The organism is Streptomyces sp. NPDC058741, assembly GCF_042746715.1.
Taxonomy (GTDB): domain Bacteria; phylum Actinomycetota; class Actinomycetes; order Streptomycetales; family Streptomycetaceae; genus Streptomyces.
In genome coordinates this window covers 163,645-179,815 of the sequence record NZ_JBHYQH010000006.1, presented here as the reverse complement: position 1 = coordinate 179,815, position 16,171 = coordinate 163,645, and the positions used below count along the sequence as shown (strand labels likewise).

At 71.9% G+C, this 16,171-nt stretch carries 19 protein-coding genes and 3 pseudogenes; 15 read left to right on the top strand and 7 right to left on the bottom strand.

Going from position 1 to position 16,171, the window contains the following annotated elements:
* Positions 1 to 9 precede the first annotated feature (9 nt).
* Entirely contained in the window at positions 10 to 789 is a 780-nt protein-coding gene (locus ACFW6P_RS07575; RefSeq protein WP_386347315.1) for a response regulator transcription factor, read from the bottom strand.
* A gap of 172 nt (positions 790 to 961) precedes the next feature.
* Here ACFW6P_RS07575 and ACFW6P_RS07570 point away from each other — a divergent pair, with 172 nt between their 5' ends.
* The 8 genes from ACFW6P_RS07570 (at position 962) to ACFW6P_RS07535 (ending at position 6,435) form a co-directional block, all read left to right on the top strand.
* Positions 962 to 1,813, top strand: coding sequence for an alpha/beta hydrolase (locus ACFW6P_RS07570; RefSeq protein ID WP_386347313.1), 852 nt, complete (start codon positions 962 to 964; stop codon positions 1,811 to 1,813).
* An 88-nt stretch (positions 1,814 to 1,901) separates the two neighbouring features.
* Positions 1,902 to 2,156, top strand: coding sequence for a MoaD/ThiS family protein (locus tag ACFW6P_RS07565; RefSeq protein ID WP_386347311.1), 255 nt, complete (start codon positions 1,902 to 1,904; stop codon positions 2,154 to 2,156).
* 3 nt (positions 2,157 to 2,159) lie between these two features.
* Positions 2,160 to 3,338, top strand: a complete 1,179-nt coding sequence (locus ACFW6P_RS07560; RefSeq protein WP_386423158.1) for a hypothetical protein — start codon at positions 2,160 to 2,162, stop codon at positions 3,336 to 3,338.
* Between the two features lie 429 nt (positions 3,339 to 3,767).
* Positions 3,768 to 4,505 (top strand): DUF2993 domain-containing protein, encoded by a 738-nt coding sequence (locus ACFW6P_RS07555; RefSeq protein WP_386347307.1) that lies wholly within the window; start codon positions 3,768 to 3,770, stop codon positions 4,503 to 4,505.
* Positions 4,506 to 4,693: 188 nt separating this feature from the next.
* A complete protein-coding gene (locus ACFW6P_RS07550) occupies positions 4,694 to 4,774 on the top strand; it encodes a putative leader peptide (protein ID WP_363051509.1) in 81 nt (26 codons plus the stop codon).
* 136 nt (positions 4,775 to 4,910) lie between these two features.
* The gene (locus ACFW6P_RS07545) at positions 4,911 to 5,756 is read left to right on the top strand and encodes a sulfurtransferase (RefSeq protein ID WP_386347305.1); all 846 of its coding nucleotides are present in this window, start codon (positions 4,911 to 4,913) and stop codon (positions 5,754 to 5,756) included.
* A 44-nt stretch (positions 5,757 to 5,800) separates the two neighbouring features.
* Positions 5,801 to 6,088, top strand: a complete 288-nt coding sequence (locus tag ACFW6P_RS07540) for a DUF1416 domain-containing protein (protein WP_003991226.1) — start codon at positions 5,801 to 5,803, stop codon at positions 6,086 to 6,088.
* Between the two features lie 86 nt (positions 6,089 to 6,174).
* On the top strand, positions 6,175 to 6,435 hold the full coding sequence (locus ACFW6P_RS07535; protein WP_386347303.1) for a DUF3099 domain-containing protein: 261 nt from the start codon (positions 6,175 to 6,177) through the stop codon (positions 6,433 to 6,435).
* Positions 6,436 to 6,443: 8 nt separating this feature from the next.
* Here ACFW6P_RS07535 and ACFW6P_RS07530 read toward each other — a convergent pair whose 3' ends face one another.
* The gene (locus tag ACFW6P_RS07530; protein WP_386347301.1) at positions 6,444 to 6,806 is read right to left on the bottom strand and encodes a DsrE family protein; all 363 of its coding nucleotides are present in this window, start codon (positions 6,804 to 6,806) and stop codon (positions 6,444 to 6,446) included.
* Between the two features lie 212 nt (positions 6,807 to 7,018).
* Here ACFW6P_RS07530 and ACFW6P_RS07525 point away from each other — a divergent pair, with 212 nt between their 5' ends.
* Genes ACFW6P_RS07525 through ACFW6P_RS07515 form a run of 3 tightly spaced genes read left to right on the top strand, consistent with a single transcriptional unit; the run spans position 7,019 to position 9,058 of the window.
* A complete protein-coding gene (locus tag ACFW6P_RS07525) occupies positions 7,019 to 7,594 on the top strand; it encodes an FABP family protein (protein WP_386347299.1) in 576 nt (191 codons plus the stop codon).
* 50 nt (positions 7,595 to 7,644) lie between these two features.
* Positions 7,645 to 8,082 carry a Fur family transcriptional regulator gene (locus ACFW6P_RS07520; RefSeq protein ID WP_386347297.1) on the top strand — a complete coding sequence of 146 codons (438 nt, stop codon included), beginning with the start codon at positions 7,645 to 7,647 and terminating at the stop codon, positions 8,080 to 8,082.
* A 10-nt stretch (positions 8,083 to 8,092) separates the two neighbouring features.
* Complete coding sequence (locus tag ACFW6P_RS07515) at positions 8,093 to 9,058, top strand: YgfZ/GcvT domain-containing protein (protein WP_386347295.1); 966 nt, start codon at positions 8,093 to 8,095, stop codon at positions 9,056 to 9,058.
* A gap of 19 nt (positions 9,059 to 9,077) precedes the next feature.
* Here the strand turns inward: ACFW6P_RS07515 and dtd are convergent, their stop codons facing one another.
* Positions 9,078 to 9,503 carry a D-aminoacyl-tRNA deacylase gene (dtd, locus tag ACFW6P_RS07510; protein WP_386347293.1) on the bottom strand — a complete coding sequence of 142 codons (426 nt, stop codon included), beginning with the start codon at positions 9,501 to 9,503 and terminating at the stop codon, positions 9,078 to 9,080.
* A gap of 211 nt (positions 9,504 to 9,714) precedes the next feature.
* Between dtd and ACFW6P_RS07505 the strand changes: the two genes are divergently transcribed.
* The 3 genes and pseudogenes from ACFW6P_RS07505 to ACFW6P_RS07495 all read left to right on the top strand — a co-directional run bounded on the left by ACFW6P_RS07505 (position 9,715) and on the right by ACFW6P_RS07495 (position 11,842).
* Positions 9,715 to 10,347 carry an aerial mycelium formation protein gene (locus tag ACFW6P_RS07505; RefSeq protein WP_386347292.1) on the top strand — a complete coding sequence of 211 codons (633 nt, stop codon included), beginning with the start codon at positions 9,715 to 9,717 and terminating at the stop codon, positions 10,345 to 10,347.
* Positions 10,348 to 10,541: 194 nt separating this feature from the next.
* Positions 10,542 to 11,442 (top strand): annotated as a pseudogene (locus tag ACFW6P_RS07500) (AAA family ATPase); the annotation flags it as partial.
* Between the two features lie 110 nt (positions 11,443 to 11,552).
* Positions 11,553 to 11,842 (top strand): annotated as a pseudogene (locus ACFW6P_RS07495) (winged helix-turn-helix transcriptional regulator).
* A gap of 138 nt (positions 11,843 to 11,980) precedes the next feature.
* Here the strand turns inward: ACFW6P_RS07495 and ACFW6P_RS07490 are convergent.
* From ACFW6P_RS07490 to ACFW6P_RS07480, 3 genes are all read right to left on the bottom strand, one after another.
* A complete protein-coding gene (locus tag ACFW6P_RS07490; RefSeq protein WP_386423156.1) occupies positions 11,981 to 13,159 on the bottom strand; it encodes a GDSL-type esterase/lipase family protein in 1,179 nt (392 codons plus the stop codon).
* A 6-nt stretch (positions 13,160 to 13,165) separates the two neighbouring features.
* Entirely contained in the window at positions 13,166 to 13,753 is a 588-nt protein-coding gene (locus ACFW6P_RS07485; protein WP_386423155.1) for a TetR/AcrR family transcriptional regulator, read from the bottom strand.
* A 68-nt stretch (positions 13,754 to 13,821) separates the two neighbouring features.
* Positions 13,822 to 14,346 (bottom strand): DUF2269 domain-containing protein, encoded by a 525-nt coding sequence (locus ACFW6P_RS07480; protein WP_386423154.1) that lies wholly within the window; start codon positions 14,344 to 14,346, stop codon positions 13,822 to 13,824.
* A gap of 114 nt (positions 14,347 to 14,460) precedes the next feature.
* Between ACFW6P_RS07480 and ACFW6P_RS07475 the strand changes: the two are divergent.
* A pseudogene (locus ACFW6P_RS07475) lies at positions 14,461 to 15,113 on the top strand (class I SAM-dependent methyltransferase).
* Positions 15,114 to 15,478: 365 nt separating this feature from the next.
* On the opposite strand, the gene ACFW6P_RS07470 reads toward ACFW6P_RS07475, so the two are convergent.
* A complete protein-coding gene (locus ACFW6P_RS07470; RefSeq protein ID WP_386423153.1) occupies positions 15,479 to 16,123 on the bottom strand; it encodes a class I SAM-dependent methyltransferase in 645 nt (214 codons plus the stop codon).
* Between the last annotated feature and the right edge of the window lie 48 nt (positions 16,124 to 16,171).

Here is a 16,171-nt window from a genome sequence, read left to right as displayed (position 1 = left end):
AGCGCCTCGTCACGCCCGGGCGCGGGCCTCGGAGGACTCCACGACGGCCGACTCGTCCGCTTTATCCGGCTTTGCCGCGGCGGCCTTGGCCTTCGCCTCCTCGGTGGCGCGCTCCACCTTCTCCGGCGTAACGAATCGATAACCGACGTTCCGGACGGTGCCGATGAGCGACTCGTGCTCCGGGCCGAGCTTGGCGCGCAGCCGCCGTACGTGCACGTCGACCGTGCGCGTACCGCCGAAGTAGTCGTAGCCCCACACCTCCTGCAGCAGTTGGGCGCGCGTGAAGACGCGGCCGGGGTGCTGCGCGAGGTACTTCAGGAGCTCGAACTCCTTGAAGGTCAGGTCCAGGACCCGGCCCTTGAGTTTCGCGGAGTACGTCGCCTCGTCGACCGACAGGTCGCCGTTGCGGATCTCCATCGGGGAGTCGTCGGTGACGATCTGCTGGCGGCCCATGGCCAGCCGCAGCCGCGCCTCGACCTCGGCGGGGCCGGCGGTGTCGAGCAGCACGTCGTCGATGCCCCAGTCGGCGGTGACGGCGGCGAGACCGCCCTCCGTGACGACGAGCACCAGCGGGCAGCCGGGGCCGGTGGAGCGCAGCAGCTGGCACAGACTGCGGACCTGCGGAAGGTCGCGCCGGCCGTCGACGAGGATGACGTCGGCGCCGGGGGTGTCGACGAGGGCGGGCCCCTCCGCGGGGGCCACACGCACGTTGTGCAGGAGCAGTCCGAGGGCGGGGAGCACCTCCGTCGACGGCTGGAGGGCGTTGGTCAGGAGCAGCAGAGAACTCATATGTCTGGTTCCTCCTCGGTCCCTGCGAGGACGTTTGTTGGCACAGCATCGCTCTGCGATCCCGAAGGCCCCGTACACCCGCGGTTTCCCGCTTCGTATACAACGCTTCCGAAAGCACAAAAGGACCCGGGGGCGTCGCTGCCCGAGTCCTCTGCCCAGCACAATAGCCCACATGAGCTCTGGTCCGGCAGGTCATGTGGCGCGTTCCACGGAACGTCCGCACAGTGGGACGGCCGCGGGAACGCCCGTACGGTGGCCGTCGAGGACGTTTCTGCGTGCCTCCGACGGTGTGCTGATCGACGCCCTGTACGACCCGGGCGCCGTCGCGTTCGACGCCTCCCGGACGCCTTCCGGCCACCCCGTGTTCGTCGTCGCCCACGGCTTCACCGGCGCGGTCGACCGGCCGCACGTCCGGCGGGTGGCACGGGCCTTCGCCCGGTACGGGGCCGTGGTCGCCTTCTCCTTCCGCGGGCACGGGGCGTCCGGCGGGCGGTCGACGGTCGGGGACCGGGAGGTGCTCGACCTCGCCGCGGCGGTCGACTGGGCCCGTGAGCTCGGCCACGCGCGCGTGGCCACGGTCGGCTTCTCCATGGGCGGCTCGGTGGTGCTGCGGCACGCCGCGCTGCACGGGGCGGCGACGGACGCGGTGGTGTCGGTGAGCGCGCCGGCCCGCTGGTACTACCGGGGGACCGCGCCGATGCGGCGGCTGCACTGGATGGTGACGCGGCCGGAGGGCCGGTTGGTCGGGCGGTACGGGTTCGGTACGCGCATCCACCACCGGCACTGGGACCCGGTACCGCTGTCGCCGGTGGAGGCGGTACCGAGGATCGCGCCGACGCCGCTGCTCATCGTGCACGGCGACAGCGACGGCTACTTCCCCGTCGACCATCCGAGGATGCTGGCGGCTGCCGCCGGTGACCAGGGGGAACTGTGGCTGGAGCCGGGCATGGGGCACGCCGAGCACGCGGCGGGCGACGAGCTGCTCGCCCGTATCGGGGAGTGGGTCGTCGGCCGGGCGGGCTAGCCTGGCCGGGTTCACCGTCCGGTGAGCCCGTTCGAGTGCGTTGTGCGTGCGGTGTGCGTGCGCAGCGACGGTGCGATTGAGGAAGCAGATGGCAAAGGTCACGGTCCGCTTCTGGGCCGCCGCCAAGGCCGCGGCCGGGGTGGCCGAGGAGCCCTGCGAGGCGGCCACGCTCGCCGAGGCGCTCGACGGGGTGCGCGAGCGGCACCCCGGAGAGCTGGAGCGCGTGCTGCGGCGATGCTCGTTCCTCGTGGACGGCGACCCCGTGGGTACCCGCGCGCACGAGACGGTACGGCTGGCCGACGGCGGCACGGTCGAGGTGCTTCCGCCGTTCGCAGGAGGGTGAGCGATGACCGACCAGCCGTATGACGGCGGCAACGGGTACGACCGGTACGACGGGCACGAGCCTTACGGCTCTGACGGCTCTCACGGTCAGCAGTCGCGGCAGCCGTGGCCCGGGCAGGAGCAGCATCAGCAGTACCAGCAGCATCAGCAGTACGAGCAGCATCAGCAGTACCAGCAGCATCAGCAGTACCAGCAGCATCAGCAGTACCAGGGGTACGACGACCCGCACGCCGCTCAGCAGTACACGCAGCAGTGGCAGGGGCAGACCTGGGAGACGCGGACGCAGCAGGCGGTGTCCGCACCGGCCGCGCCGGCCGCCGAGACGGCGTATCCGCCGCAGCAGGGGTACGCGACGCCGCAGGCCGCCGCCGAACCCGCCGACCCCGGGGACGACACCGGATACGGGCCCGCCACCCTCGCCGGGAACTCCCGCGTCACGGACGCGCAGCGCGCACGCGCGGAGGGGCGCTCGCCGATCATCGACCCCGGCATGCAGCCCGCCGCACTGACGGCGTTGCTGGGGCTGCTGCTCGCCGGTGCGGCGACGGCCGGGCCGTACGCGCTGCTCGTGCCGCTGGTCGTGCTGCAGGCCGTCACCGCGGCCGGCTGGTTCCGGCTGAACGGGATGTGGCCGGCGCGGCAGGGCATCGCGCTGGGCTTCGCCGGAGCGCTCGTCGCGGACGCGGCGCTGCTCGTCTCCGACCGGTCCCCGGCCGCGATCCTCGGGACGCTGGGGGTGTGGGTGCTGCTGGCGCTCGTGCTGCAGCTGCGCTCGCACGCGGATCCCGACGAGCGGATGTACGGGCTGATGGCGATCGTCACGGCGGCGGCGCTGGCGATCGCTGCGGGCGGCTACCTCGCGGCGGACGCGGACGCGGTCACCGTCGGCGCGGTCGCCGTGGCGGTCGCGGCCGTGGCGCGTGCGCTGCCGTTGCCGACGGCGATGTCGGTGGCGGTCGCGCTGGTCGTGGGGGCGGGTGCCGGTGCCGCGGCCGGGGTGATGACCGGGCTGGGCACGTCGGGCGCCGTCCTGGGCGCGGGCGCGGCGGCCTGCGCCCTCATCGGCCACCGTGCCGCCGCCTACGACTATCCGTCCCGTTTCGTCCACTTCACGGCGGGCGTGGCCCTGCCTCTGGCGGCGGCGGCCCCGGTGGTCTACGTCCTGGGCCGTGCGCTGGCGTAGCGCCTGCGGCGGCCTGTGGCTGTTCGGCGGGGGTGCGCGTTGCGCCTGCCGGCAGTGGGTGGGTCGGGGCCGCGCCGGGGGGTGTCCGTCCCCGGATCGTCGCGATGGGGTTGCGTCACGGCTGACTGTTCGTCGACGCGCCGACCGCTGCGGGCGGGCACCCCAGACACGGCCCCTTCCGTGCGTGCGCGGGTGCGGGTCCGCTCAGCTGCGGGCAGTCGTGCCGCCAGGGGCGGCACCGGTGGGCGCGGCGGTACCCCGCGTCGCCGGGTTGCAGACCTGCCCGGCCCCAGCGGCAACGCCGTGCACCCTGTCACAGCTGATCGACAATCACCCGGTTCCCGTTCCCCACGGAGTTACCCTCACGCAAAGGCGGCCGCCCGGTCGTCGGGGACCGTTGTCGAACGACTGGGTGGGGGAACACACCGTATGCGCGCCCTGCGAATACTGCTGATCTTCGTCGTGATCCTGGGGGGACTCTTCGTCCTGGCCGACCGCCTCGCCGTGAACTTCGCCGAGGACGAGGCCGCCGACCGGCTGAGGGCGACGGAGAACCTGCCCTCCACCCCCGACGTCTCCATCAAGGGCTTCCCGTTCCTCACCCAGGTCGTCAGCGGCTCCCTCGACAACATCGAGGTCGGCATCGACAGCTACGAGGCCGCCGCGGGCGACGGTGCCCGCAAGATCCGTATCGACGACCTCCGCGCCGACATGAAGGGCGTCGAGTTCTCCGGCGACTACAGCTCCGCCACCGCCACGAGCGCCACCGGCACCGCGACCATCTCCTACGACGAGCTGCTCAGGACGGCGAAGTCCGAGCCCACCCAGGTCGCCCCGGGCATCACCGCCCGCGTCGTGGGACTCTCCGACGGCGGCAACGGGAAGATCAAGGTCAGCGTCGAGGCCACCGTGCTCGGCAACAAGCTGCCGAAGCCGGTCTCCGTGCTCAGCGCCGTGAAGGTCGACGGCGACACCGTCCGGGTGAAGGCCGACGGCCTGCCCAGCTTCGCCGGTGTCGACCTCGCGGAGACCCGCGTCCGCTCCATCACCGACTTCCAGCAGGTCGTCGACGGCCTCCCCGGCGGCATCGAGCTCGACTCGGTGCAGGCGGCCCCGGACGGTGTCGAGATCGCGGTCAGGGGTTCCGACGTCCGCCTCGCCGGGTGATACCCACCTGGCCTGTCCGGTGGGCGAGACGGCTGGGTCCGCAGCGTAGATGTGACGGCGGACGCAGCCGCCCGTGGGCCGTGCGGGGGGCGCTTCGGTAGGGTGTCGATCCCAAAATGCGGATCATCGTGTCTCACTATGCGACACGCCGGTGACATGCCCGCCCTGCCGTCCCTACGATCGACTGCATGAAGCGACAGGCGGAACTCACGAAGCGGCGGGCAGTCGACCTGTGCCGCGTCGCCGCCATGCTCTGTCGCACCTTCTGAGCGACCGCGTCGGCCCTCGCCGACGCGCGCATCCCCGCCGCCCTGCATCCAGGGCACCCGTGCGCCGCCCTCGTCATGGGCGCGCGCCCCGCAGATCTCGCACGCCCCGCCGCAACTGCCCCGGAGGAGAAAGAGCATGAGCCGCAGCGACGTCCTGGTCGACGCCGATTGGCTCCAGGAGCACCTGGACGACCCGACCATCGCGATCGTCGAGGTGGACGAGGACACGTCCGCCTACGAGAAGAACCACATCAGGAACGCCGTCCGGATCGACTGGACCCAGGACCTGCAGGACCCGGTGCGCCGTGACTTCGTCGACCAGGAGGGCTTCGAGAAGCTCCTGTCGGAGAAGGGCATCGCCAACGACCACACCGTGGTCCTCTACGGCGGCAACAACAACTGGTTCGCCTCGTACGCCTACTGGTACTTCAAGCTCTACGGCCACGAGAACGTCAAGCTCCTCGACGGCGGCCGCAAGAAGTGGGAGCTCGACGCCCGCGAGCTGGTCGCCGGCGACGAGGTGCCCGAGCGCCCGAAGACGGACTACAAGGCCAAGCCGCAGGACACCTCCATCCGCGCCTTCCGGGACGACGTCGTCGCCGCCATCGGCGCGCAGAACCTCGTCGACGTGCGCTCGCCCGACGAGTTCTCCGGCAAGCTGCTCGCCCCGGCCCACCTGCCGCAGGAGCAGTCCCAGCGCCCCGGCCACGTGCCCAGCGCCCGCAACATCCCGTGGTCCAAGAACGCCAACGACGACGGCACCTTCAAGTCGGACGAGGAGCTCAAGGCCCTCTACGAGCAGGAGAGCGTCGACCTGGCGAAGGACACCATCGCCTACTGCCGCATCGGTGAGCGCTCCGCGCTGACCTGGTTCGTGCTGCACGAGCTGCTCGGCGTCCAGAACGTCAGGAACTACGACGGCTCCTGGACCGAGTACGGCTCCCTCGTGGGCGTGCCGATCGAGCTCGGCCCCGCCAGGTAAGCGCCCCCCTCCGACCTTTCCAGACCTCTCTTCAGGAGTACGACATGTGTGGTGCGAAGGCCGGCGGCCCCGACGCCTCGACGATCAAGCCCGGTGAGACCACGATCCAGGGCCAGGTGACCAAGGACGGCGAGCCCGTGGTGGGCTACGTCCGCCTGCTGGACTCGACCGGCGAGTTCACGGCCGAGGTGCCGACCTCGGCGACCGGACAGTTCCGCTTCTACGCGGCCGAGGGCACCTGGACGGTCCGCGCCCTCGTGCCCGGCGCCACCGCCGACCGCACGGTCGTCGCCCAGCAGGGCGGTCTGGCGGAGGTCGCGATCGCCGTCTGACGGCGACCGGTCCTCGAAGGGCCGCACCCACCGGGTTGGACGCCTGGAGTGCGGCCCTTCGGCCCGCCCGGACCTACGCTGGAGGTATGTACGCACGACGGCGGCGGACGTACTTCGCGATGATGGGCGGCTGCATCGCCCTCTTCGTCCTGGCCTGGGGGGTCGTACGGATCTGGTCGATCCCCGTGGCCGTGGGCATGTGCGTGGTGGCCATGGTCATCCCGCCCGTCGCCGCGATGGTCGCGAACCGCAGGGGCCCGGACGACCGCTGGTGGGACGATCCGTCCGGCGACCCCCAGTCCGACGAGTGGTGGGACGAGCTGGACGGCAAGAAGCGCCGGCGGTGAACCGCGGCTCAGTAGACGAGCGCCTGCGTCCCGTCCGCAGTCGCCTCCTGCACGAACACCTGCGCACCCGCGATCCGCACGCCCTCGATGACGTCCTTCTCCGTGATCTCCCGCCGGGCCGCGCACTGCGTGCACAGGGTGACGCGGCCCCCGGCCAGCAGGGACTCCAGCAGGTCGGGCAGGGGCGCGGCGTGCGGCAGCTCGAACTCGGCGGCCCGGCCCGGCAGGGCGAACCAGGCGGACTCGCCGGTCAGCCACAGGGAGACCTCGACGCCGCTGGCCACGGCCACCGCCGCCACCGTGAACGCCTGGGAGCACCGTTCCGGGGCGTCCGCCCCGGCCGTCACCTTGATCACCAGCTTCTTCGCCATAGCCGGAATCGTAAGGCCGAAAGGGCCCGCGTAAGCTGGGCCCGGCCCTGTGCAACCGTCCGCACCCCAAGCTCACGCTCAAGGAGCACCCCCGTGGAGATCTTCTTCGAAATCCTGCTGGTCCTGGTCTGCGTCGGCGTCCTCGCCTTCGCCGGACTGACCGTGAAGAAGCTGTTCCAGGGCCAGCGCTGACCCACGTCTAGGACATTCCCATGATCGAGATCCCGTCCGACCTCCACAAGGACCTCGTCCCGCTCGCGTTCCTGCTCGGCAACTGGGCCGGGGCCGGCGTGCACGACTTCCCCGGCTCCGAGAAGTGCAACTTCGGGCAGGAGGTCAGCTTCACCCACGACGGCCGGGACTTCCTGGAGTACCACTCCCACACCTGGGTGCTCGACAACGACGGCAACAAGGTCCGCCCGCTGGAGTCCGAGCACGGCTACTGGCGGATCGACGCCGGCCGCAAGGTCGAGGTGACGATGACCCGCGACGACGGCGTCATCGAGATCTGGTACGGCGAGATGGCCGACAAGAAGCCGCAGATCGACCTCGTCACGGACGCGGTGGCCCGCACCGCCGCCTCCCAGCCCTACAGCGGCGGCAAGCGCCTGTACGGCTACGTCAAGAGCGACCTGATGTGGGTCGGCGAGAAGCAGACCCCCGAGGTCGAGCTGCGCCCCTACATGTCGGCCCACCTGAAGAAGGTCGTCACGCCCGAGGAGGTCGAGCGCTGGGCCAAGGCCCTGCCCGACGACATGCCGGACGACGGGATCGCCTTCTTCAGGTAGGCGGACGGCGTCCTCGACCGCTCGTGCGCGAGTCGTCCTAGACTCGTGGTGTGGTGAGCACCGACTGGAAGAGCGATCTGCGGCAGCGCGGCTACCGGCTGACCCCGCAGCGGCAACTCGTGCTCGAAGCCGTGGACACCCTGGAGCACGCGACCCCCGACGACATCCTCGTGGAAGTGAGGAAGACCGCGTCGGGGGTCAACATCTCCACGGTGTACCGGACCCTGGAGCTCCTGGAGGAGCTCGGCCTCGTCAGTCACGCGCATCTCGGTCACGGGGCGCCGACGTACCACCTGGCCGACCGGCACCACCACCTCCACCTGGTCTGCCGGGACTGCCAGGACGTGATCGAGGCGGACGTGTCCGAGGCCGCCGAGTTCACGGCGAAGCTGCGCCGGACGTTCGGGTTCGACACCGACATGAAGCACTTCGCGATCTTCGGCCGGTGCGAGGACTGCACACTCAAGGCTTCAACTACCGAGTCGTAGGCTTACGGATATGAAGAGCCCCCTGCTGACCCTGCCCGGCGCCGTCCCCGCCGAGGGCGTGGACGAAGCCGTCGCCGCCCACTACGGCGACCTGTTCCGCGAGCAGCGCGCCCTCGCCGACGGCACCGGTTTCGTGGACCTCTCGCACCGCGGGGTCGTCACCGTCACCGGCGAGGACCGGCTCGCCTGGCTGCACCTGCTGCTCACCCAGCACGTCAGCGAGCTGCCCCCGGGCGAGGCGACCGAAGCGCTGATCCTCTCCGCGCACGGCCACATCGAGCACGCCCTGTACCTCGTCGACGACGGCGAGACGGTCTGGGCCCACGTGGAACCGGGCACCCAGGAGGCGCTGATCGCCTACCTGGAGTCGATGAGGTTCTTCTACAGGGTCGAGGTCGCCGACCGCTCGGCCGACATCGCGGTCGTGCACCTGCCGGCCGGTTCGATCGCCGAGGTCCCTCGGGGCGCCGCCGTCCGCGAGACCCCGTACGGCCGTGATCTGTTCCTGCCGCGCGCCGAGCTCGAGGCCTTCGCGGACCGGGCCGGTCCGCCCGCCGGGATCCTCGCCCTCGAGGCGCTGCGCGTGGAGCAGCACCGGCCACGGCTCGGCTTCGAGACCGACCACCGCACCATCCCGCACGAGCTGGGCTGGATCGGCCCGGCGGTGCACCTGCAGAAGGGCTGCTACCGGGGGCAGGAGACGGTCGCCCGGGTGCAGAACCTGGGCAAGCCGCCGCGCCGTCTGGTCTTCCTGCACCTGGACGGCAGCGAGGTCCACCTGCCGGCGGCCGGGACCGGGCTGCGGCTCGCGGAGGACGGCCCCGACGGCCGGAAGGTCGGCTTCATCACGACGTCCGCGCGCCACCACGAGCTGGGTCCGGTCGCGCTCGCCCTGGTGAAGCGGAACGTGCCCCTGGACGCGCCGCTGGTGGCCGGGGACACCGCCGCCGCCCAGGAGGTCGTCGTCGAGCCGTAGGGCTCGTAGACCTTTCGGGTCAGATCTCGATCAGTACGGTGAACGGGCCGTCGTTCGTCAGCGACACACGCATGGCCGCCCCGAAACGGCCCGTGGCCACCGTCGCGCCCAGCGAGCGCAGCTGGGCGACCACCTCGTCCACCAGCGGCTCGGCGACATCGCCGGGCGCGGCGGCGTTCCAGGTGGGGCGGCGGCCCTTGCGGGCGTCACCGTAGAGGGTGAACTGGCTGATCACCAGGAGCGGGGCGTCGAGGTCGCTGCAGGACCTCTCGTCGTGCAGCATGCGGATCGACCACAGCTTGCGGGCCAGCTGGGCGGCCTTCTCCTTGGTGTCCTCGTGGGTCACGCCGACCAGGACGCACAGCCCCTCGCCCTCGATCGCGCCCACCGTCTCGCCGTCCACGACGACGCTCGCGCCGTCCACCCTCTGCACCACAGCTCGCATGTGTCCATCATGCAGGGCGGTGATTTCCGCGCCGCGAGCGGTTCGCGCATGGCACGAAAGGGTGGTTTGCCTCGGACGCCAACGGGCCCTGCACGGCCGTATTTTGCTGCTTAACCGCCCATCTGGGGTCTATCGGGGGCACTCGTTCCCATAGCGGCCACCCGGGGTGGCACGATGCTGGCACACACCGGTCGAGGGGACGGTCGAGCACATGAGCACATCAAGCACCGGGCAGCAGTCGGGGGCTGTCCGGTCGGCGTACACGGGGATCGGGACGTCGGAGTACCACCGGCCGCCCTTACAGCGCACGGACAGCCCGCCGCTGCCCTCGTACGCCCCCGAGAACGAGCTGACCGCGCTGAGCCTGCCCGAGCTGCGCACGGTGCTCCGGCGGGCCCAGCGCGACGAGGCCGACCTCAGCTACGTCCGGCGGCTGCTGCACGGGCGGATCGACATCCTGCGCGCGGAGCTGGCCCGGCGTGCTCCGGCGGGCGCGGCCCGCGTCGCCGTGGCCGCGGAGGGGTCGGTGGTGGAGCGGCTCGCCGACATCCTGCGGGACGCCCCGGCCGGGCAGCGTTCCTCCGCCCGGCACGTGACCCTGGGCACCCCGCGGGGCGAGGAGTACCGGCGGCTGGCGGCGGAGATGCTCGGCGAGGTCGAGCTGTCGGACCTCCAGGCGCGCACGGACCCGGAGCTGAACACGGGCATCGGGCGGCTCGTGCGCTACGAGCAGCAGGTCTCCCGGCGGCGCCGACGGCTCCAGCGCACGGCCGACGAGTGCGGCGCGGAGATCGCGCGCCGCTACCGCGAAGGGGAGGCGCAGGTCGACGACCTGCTGGTGTGACCGCCGGGGGCTCATGGCGGGGGCGGTCGGATAGGCGCGCGACACCGGCCGGCCCCGCGCCTCCTGTGGCCCCCATGACCCCGCGCGCCGAAACAGACGTACGTCCCGTCACCGAGGCCGAGTTCCCCGACTGGCTGCGCGCCGTGAAGACCGGCACCAGCATGCGGATGCGCAAGGACTTGGGCGGGGCCTTCGAGCGGTCCCGGCCCGTGTCGGCGTACGTCGACGCCGTCTGGCCCCGGGTGCGGCCCGAGGAGGTCGTGGCCGAACTGCTCTCCGACGAAGGAGCGTTGGCGTCGGCCGGCGACGGGCTGCTGGACGCCGTCGAGCAGCGGGCGCTGCGGTGGGGCGAGCCGCCCCGGTCGTGGAAGTCGGCGCGCTGGTCGGCGGCCGATCTGGTGCTGCTCGACGAGGTGGCCGGGCTGATCGAGCACCCCGAGGGGTACGGGCACGTCGTCGTGGACGAGGCGCAGGACCTGTCGCCGATGGAGTGCCGGGCGGTCGCCCGCCGCGCCCCCTTCGGTTCGCTGACGGTCCTGGGGGACCTGGCGCAGGGGACGACGCCGTGGGCGGCCCGGTCGTGGCGGACGGCGCTGGCGCACCTGGGCAGGGCCCGACGCGGCCGTGGTGGCGCTGACGACCGGCTTCCGGGTGCCGCGGGCGGTGGTCGCCCTGGCCAACCGGCTGCTGGAACGGCTGGACGTGGACGTGCCGCCGGGCCGTTCGCTGCGCGGGGACGGGGAGTTGCGGATGCGGGAGACCGCCCCGGACGGGGTGCCCGCCGCGGTCGTGGACGCCGTACGGGACGCGCTGGGGCGGGAGGGCTCGGTCGGCGTCGTCGCGGCGGACGCGGACGTGCCGTGGGTGCGGGCGGCCCTGGACGCGGCGGGCATCGCGGCGGCGGGTCCGCAGGAACCGGGCGCGCGGGTGTCCCTGGTACCGGCGACCGTGGTCAAGGGACTGGACCACGTCGTGGCCGTCGAGCCGGCGGCGATCGCCGAGGCCGAGGAGCGGGGGCTGCACCGGCTGTACGTGGTGCTGACGCGGGCGGTGTCCCGGCTGGAGGTGGTGCGGGGGAGGCCGCTGCCGTTCTGAGCGGCGGCCTCCGGTCGTCGGAATGTGCCTCCGGTCGTCGGAGGGTGCCTCCGGTTCGGGTCCTTGGAGGGTGCCCCTGCTCTCCGGAGGGTGCCCCTGGTCCGCGGTGGGTGCCTCCGGTCTTCGGAGGGTCCCCCCGGACTTCGGAGGGTCCCCCCGGTCTTCGGAGGGTGCGGCCGGCCGGAATGCCCGGCCTCACCGAGAAGGTGCTCACCGAGGCACTGCGGGAAATGGAGGCGGACGGGCTGGTGCGCCGGAAGGTGTACGAGGTGCTGCCGCCGAGACGGTCTGCTCCCTGACCCCTTTCGGCCGTGAACTGGCCGAGGCGCTGGCCCCGTTGTCCGACTGGGGGCACCGCCGCCTGGAGAAGCTGACCGGGGTCGCCCGGCCCGCTCCCTGACGCGCGCGTCACCTCCGTCCTCTCCGCGCCGACGCCTCACCGCCTGCCCGCCCTCAGCCTCTCCCAGGGGCGGAGCACTGCCAAGTACCCACAAAAAAGTGGGTACCGGGGCGTCGGGCGGAGTGTCGTCGGTCGTTCTCAACCCCGTGCCGAGAAGGGGCCTCCCTCCGTGAAGACGTGGGCGGCGAAGCGTTCGCCGATGCGGCGGTGGGTGGCGGCGTCCGGATGGACGTGGTCGGGGAGGGGGAGTTCGGCCGCGTCGTCCTGGCCGTAGAGGGTGAGGCCGTCGAGGTGGTGGAGGTTCGGGTCGTCGGCCGCGCGCTGCTTGACGATGCGGGCGAGTTCCTCGCGGATGACGGTGAGCGTCAGCTTGCCGCCGGCCGTCTCCGCCGGGTCGCCCATGGGGGCGAACAGCATCCGCCCGTTCGCGATCGCCTCGCGGTCCGGTGCCGTCGGGCCGGGGGTGTCCTCGTGGATGGCGCAGTGGATGGGCGAGACCAGCAGCAGCGGGGTGTCGGGGTGCCCCTCGCGGATCGTGTCGAGGAAGCCGTGCACGGCCGGGCCGAGGACGCGCAGCCGCATCGCGTCCTGGTTCACGAGGTTGATGCCCATCTTGACGCTGATCAGGTCGGCCGGGGTGTCCCGCATCGCCCGCGCGGTGAAGGGGTCGAGCATCGCGCTGCCGCCCAGCCCCAGGTTGACCAGCTCCACGCCGCCGAGCGACGCGGCGACGGCGGGCCAGATGCCCGTGGGGCTCGCGGCGTCGGTGCCGTGGCTGATGGAACTGCCGTGGTGCAGCCACACCCGGCGGCCCCGGTCCGGCAGGGGCGCCACGGGCGCGTCGGTGCGCAGCGCCACGAGCTGGGTGGTCTCGTTGTGCGGCAGCCAGATCTCGACGTCCTTCTCGCCCTCGGCCAGGGCGAAGCGGACGGTGCCGACCGGGCCGGGCGTGACCTCGCCCTGCCAGGTGGAGAGGTCGATGGTGAGGACGTTGCCGCCGTTGGCCGGCGCCTGACCGGCCGGGCGCCCGTCGACGACCAGGTCGTACAGCCCGTCGGGGCGGGGCGGGAAACCGGCGTAGTCGCGCTTGGTGCGCAGGATGTCCAGCTCCACGGCCCTGGCGGCGGTGCGGAAGGCCAGCCGTACGCCGGAGGGCTGCGCCTCGGCCATGGCCAGCTGCTGGTCGGTGTTCTGGGCCCGGGCCGCTGCGGGCAGCCGGTGCGGGATCAGGCCGTGCTCGGTGTGTTCCACGTCGAGGGCGCCGCGCAGCAGCTCGGCGGTGAGGGGCGTGGTGATCCAGTCGTGCTCGGTGTGCATCGTGTGTCAGCCTCGGGGGTCTGTAGGGAGTGCGGGCCAGTTCCGCAGGAGCGTGTCGAGGGCGTCGAGGATCCGGGTCCAGGTGGCGTCGGTGTCGGGGGCGCTGTGGCTGAAGCCGCCGCCCAGTTCCAGGCTCACGTACCCGTGGAAGACGCTTCCGAGCAGCCGGACCGCGTGCGTCTGGTCGGGTTCGGTGAGGTCGTAGCCGCGCAGCAGGGCCCTGGTCATCTGCGCGTGCCGGACACCGGCGCTCGCGGCGGCGGTCTCGGGGTCGAGCCGCAGCTGGGCGGCGGCGTAGCGGCCGGGGTGTTCCCGTGCGTAGTCGCGGTACACGTTCGCCAGGGCGGAGAGCGCGTCCTTGCCGGCCCGTCCGGCCAGGGCCTCGGCGGCCCGGTCGGCGAGTTCCGTGAGCGCGAGCAGGGCGATCCGGGTCTTCAGGTCCTGTGAGTTGCGCACGTGCGAGTAGAGGCTCGCGACCTTGACGTCGAACCGCCGGGCCAGCGCCGAGACGGTGACCTGCTCGAACCCGACCTCGTCGGCGAGCTCGGCACCGGCCTGGGTGAGTCGTTCGGGTGTGAGTCCCGCGCGTGCCATAGGGAACCTTCCTTTTGCCTTGAGGAAGTGTGCCCTTGCCTAACAGCTTTAGGCAAATCCAATGATCCTTAGCGAACCTGTCCTCGCCTCCCCCGCCGTGTCCGCCCCCACGGCTTCAGGACGGAGATCACCGTCATGAAGACGTACGCGGTCAGCGACACGACCGGCCCCATCACCACGTCACCGGCGTCGGGCAGCGGCCCGCCCGCGGCGACGGCGTCACTCGCCGCGCGCACGGCCGGGCGCAGCGCGAAGGCGGTGGCGGTGGTCGTGGCGAGGGCCAGCCAGAACTTCGTCCAGACCCACCGGTACCGCGCGAGCCCCCACGGCGTGCCGAGCGACAGGACCAGTCCGCTGCCGAGGGTGAGGAACGCGACGGGGAGCAGCAGCCAGTCGGCGAACAGCCGCATGGACCGCACGGACGCCTCCACGGCCCCGGCGGAGCCGCCGCCGGCCGCGGTGACACCGAGCGCGAGCAGCCCGAGCGTGAGCCCGAGCCAGCTCGCGGAGGCGACGACGTGGACGACGAGAACGGCTCGCCGGGCGGGGCGCCGGAGCTGCGGGAGTGCGGTCGGCCTGGTTTCACTCTGCATGCACGACACGCTGCCGGGCGCAGGCGCCGAGGGCGTCCCATGGGGGGAGTAACCCGGCGTACCGGGGTGGGCGTACGGCACGGGCGTGTCGGTACCGTCGCCTACCTCCACGCCATGACCGAACCCGCCTACCTCAGCGCCGTCCGGCAGTCCTACGACACGGTCGCCGAGGCCTACGCCCGACTCGTGCCGGACCGGCCGAGTTGGACCCGGTGTCCCGCGCCATGCTGGCCGCTTCCGCCGACCTGGTACTGCCTCCGCACCCGGGCCCGGTAGCGGACCTGGGGTGCGGCCCGGGCAAGGTGACGGCCCACCTCGCCGCCCTGGGGGTGCCGATCTTCGGCGTGGACGTCTCACCGAAGACGACAGCGCTGGCCCGGGCGGCGTACCCGGACCTGCGCTTCACCACCGGCTCGATGACCGCGCTGGACATCGGCACGGGCGAGGTCGGCGGCATCCTGTCGTACTACGCCACCCACCACACCCCGCCGCACCTGCTGCCGGCCGTCTTCGCCGAGTTCCACCGCACCCTCGCGCCGGGCGGCCACCTGCTCCTGGCAGGCCACGTCGGCGACGGCGAGCATCTCCGCCCCACCCGGGCCTGCGGCGATCACCCGGTGTTCTACGAGTCCTACCTCCTCCCGCCCGAGCGGATCGCCGCGCTGCTGGATCAGGCCGGACTCGTGGTCACGACGCGGATGGTGCAGGAGCCGGAGGGCGGGGCGAGGAGGAAGACGGGGACGGTCCTGGCGTACCGGCCGCGGTGACGCGGGCGCCCGTCCTCCAGGGCCGGACGAGCGTGCTCAGCCGCGGCGCGGCCCGGCCGCGTGGAGGGCCCGGTGAAGCGCCTGCCGGCTCCGTCTCGCGGGGGACTGTCCCGTCTCGCTGAAGGTGAGGCAGGGCAGCGCTCTGACCTGGGGTGCTTCAGGCAGAGCGAGACGTTCGATGTTCGTCGGTCTCGCTCAACCTGAGGCATTCCGTCACGATCCCCTGGGCTTGTGAGCCAGGAAGAAGCCTTGCTGGCCCTGCCAAGGTTCCTCGCTCTCGTCGGATGTGTGGACCATCTGAGCCCAAGACGCTGGCTTGCTCATCAGGTGTTGACGTGTTCAGGGGACATGGACTGCTGGCTGAGCTAGGGCTGACGGTGTGCGAAGAGGACCGCCCCTGGAACGCTCTCGTCGAGGTCGAGGAGCATGTGGGCCTCGACCGTGAAGCCAGCATCGCGAAGCCAGGTTGTCACTTGGTCAGGCTGGCGGCGGTGGACGTAAACGTTCATCGGGTGACCGCCGTAGCCCTGTGTCTTCAGCCTCGACTCGTCGCCGACGTGAAAGCCGAGCAGCAGTGGTCCGCCAGGGCGTAGCACCCGGTGGAAGTGGCTGAAGACCGTGGGGACGGCATCGTCGGGGACGTGTATCAACGACCAGAAGGCGAGCAGGCCGGCGAGCGAAGCGTCGGCGAGGTGGAGATCCGTCATCGAGCCGACCTCGAACCGCAGGTTGGGGTGGTCGCGCCGAGCGAGGTCGATCATCGCGGGTGAAAGATCGATGCCGAACGCGTCCACGCCCAGCTCGTGCAGGTGAGCGGTGACGTGTCCAGGTCCGCAGCCCACGTCCGCCACCGGCCCGCCGCCAGTGGCGTGCACCAACTCGGCGAACAACGCCAGAGCTGCTCGAAGGTAGGGTTCCCCCGCCAGGGCCTCGCGCAGCTGGTCGGCATAGCTGACCGCGACCGTGTCGTAGGACGTGCGGGTGTCTGCCAACCACTGGTCCGTCTTCATGCCTCGACACAGTAGCCCCAGTGATCAGGATGTCGTGCAGAGTCGGTG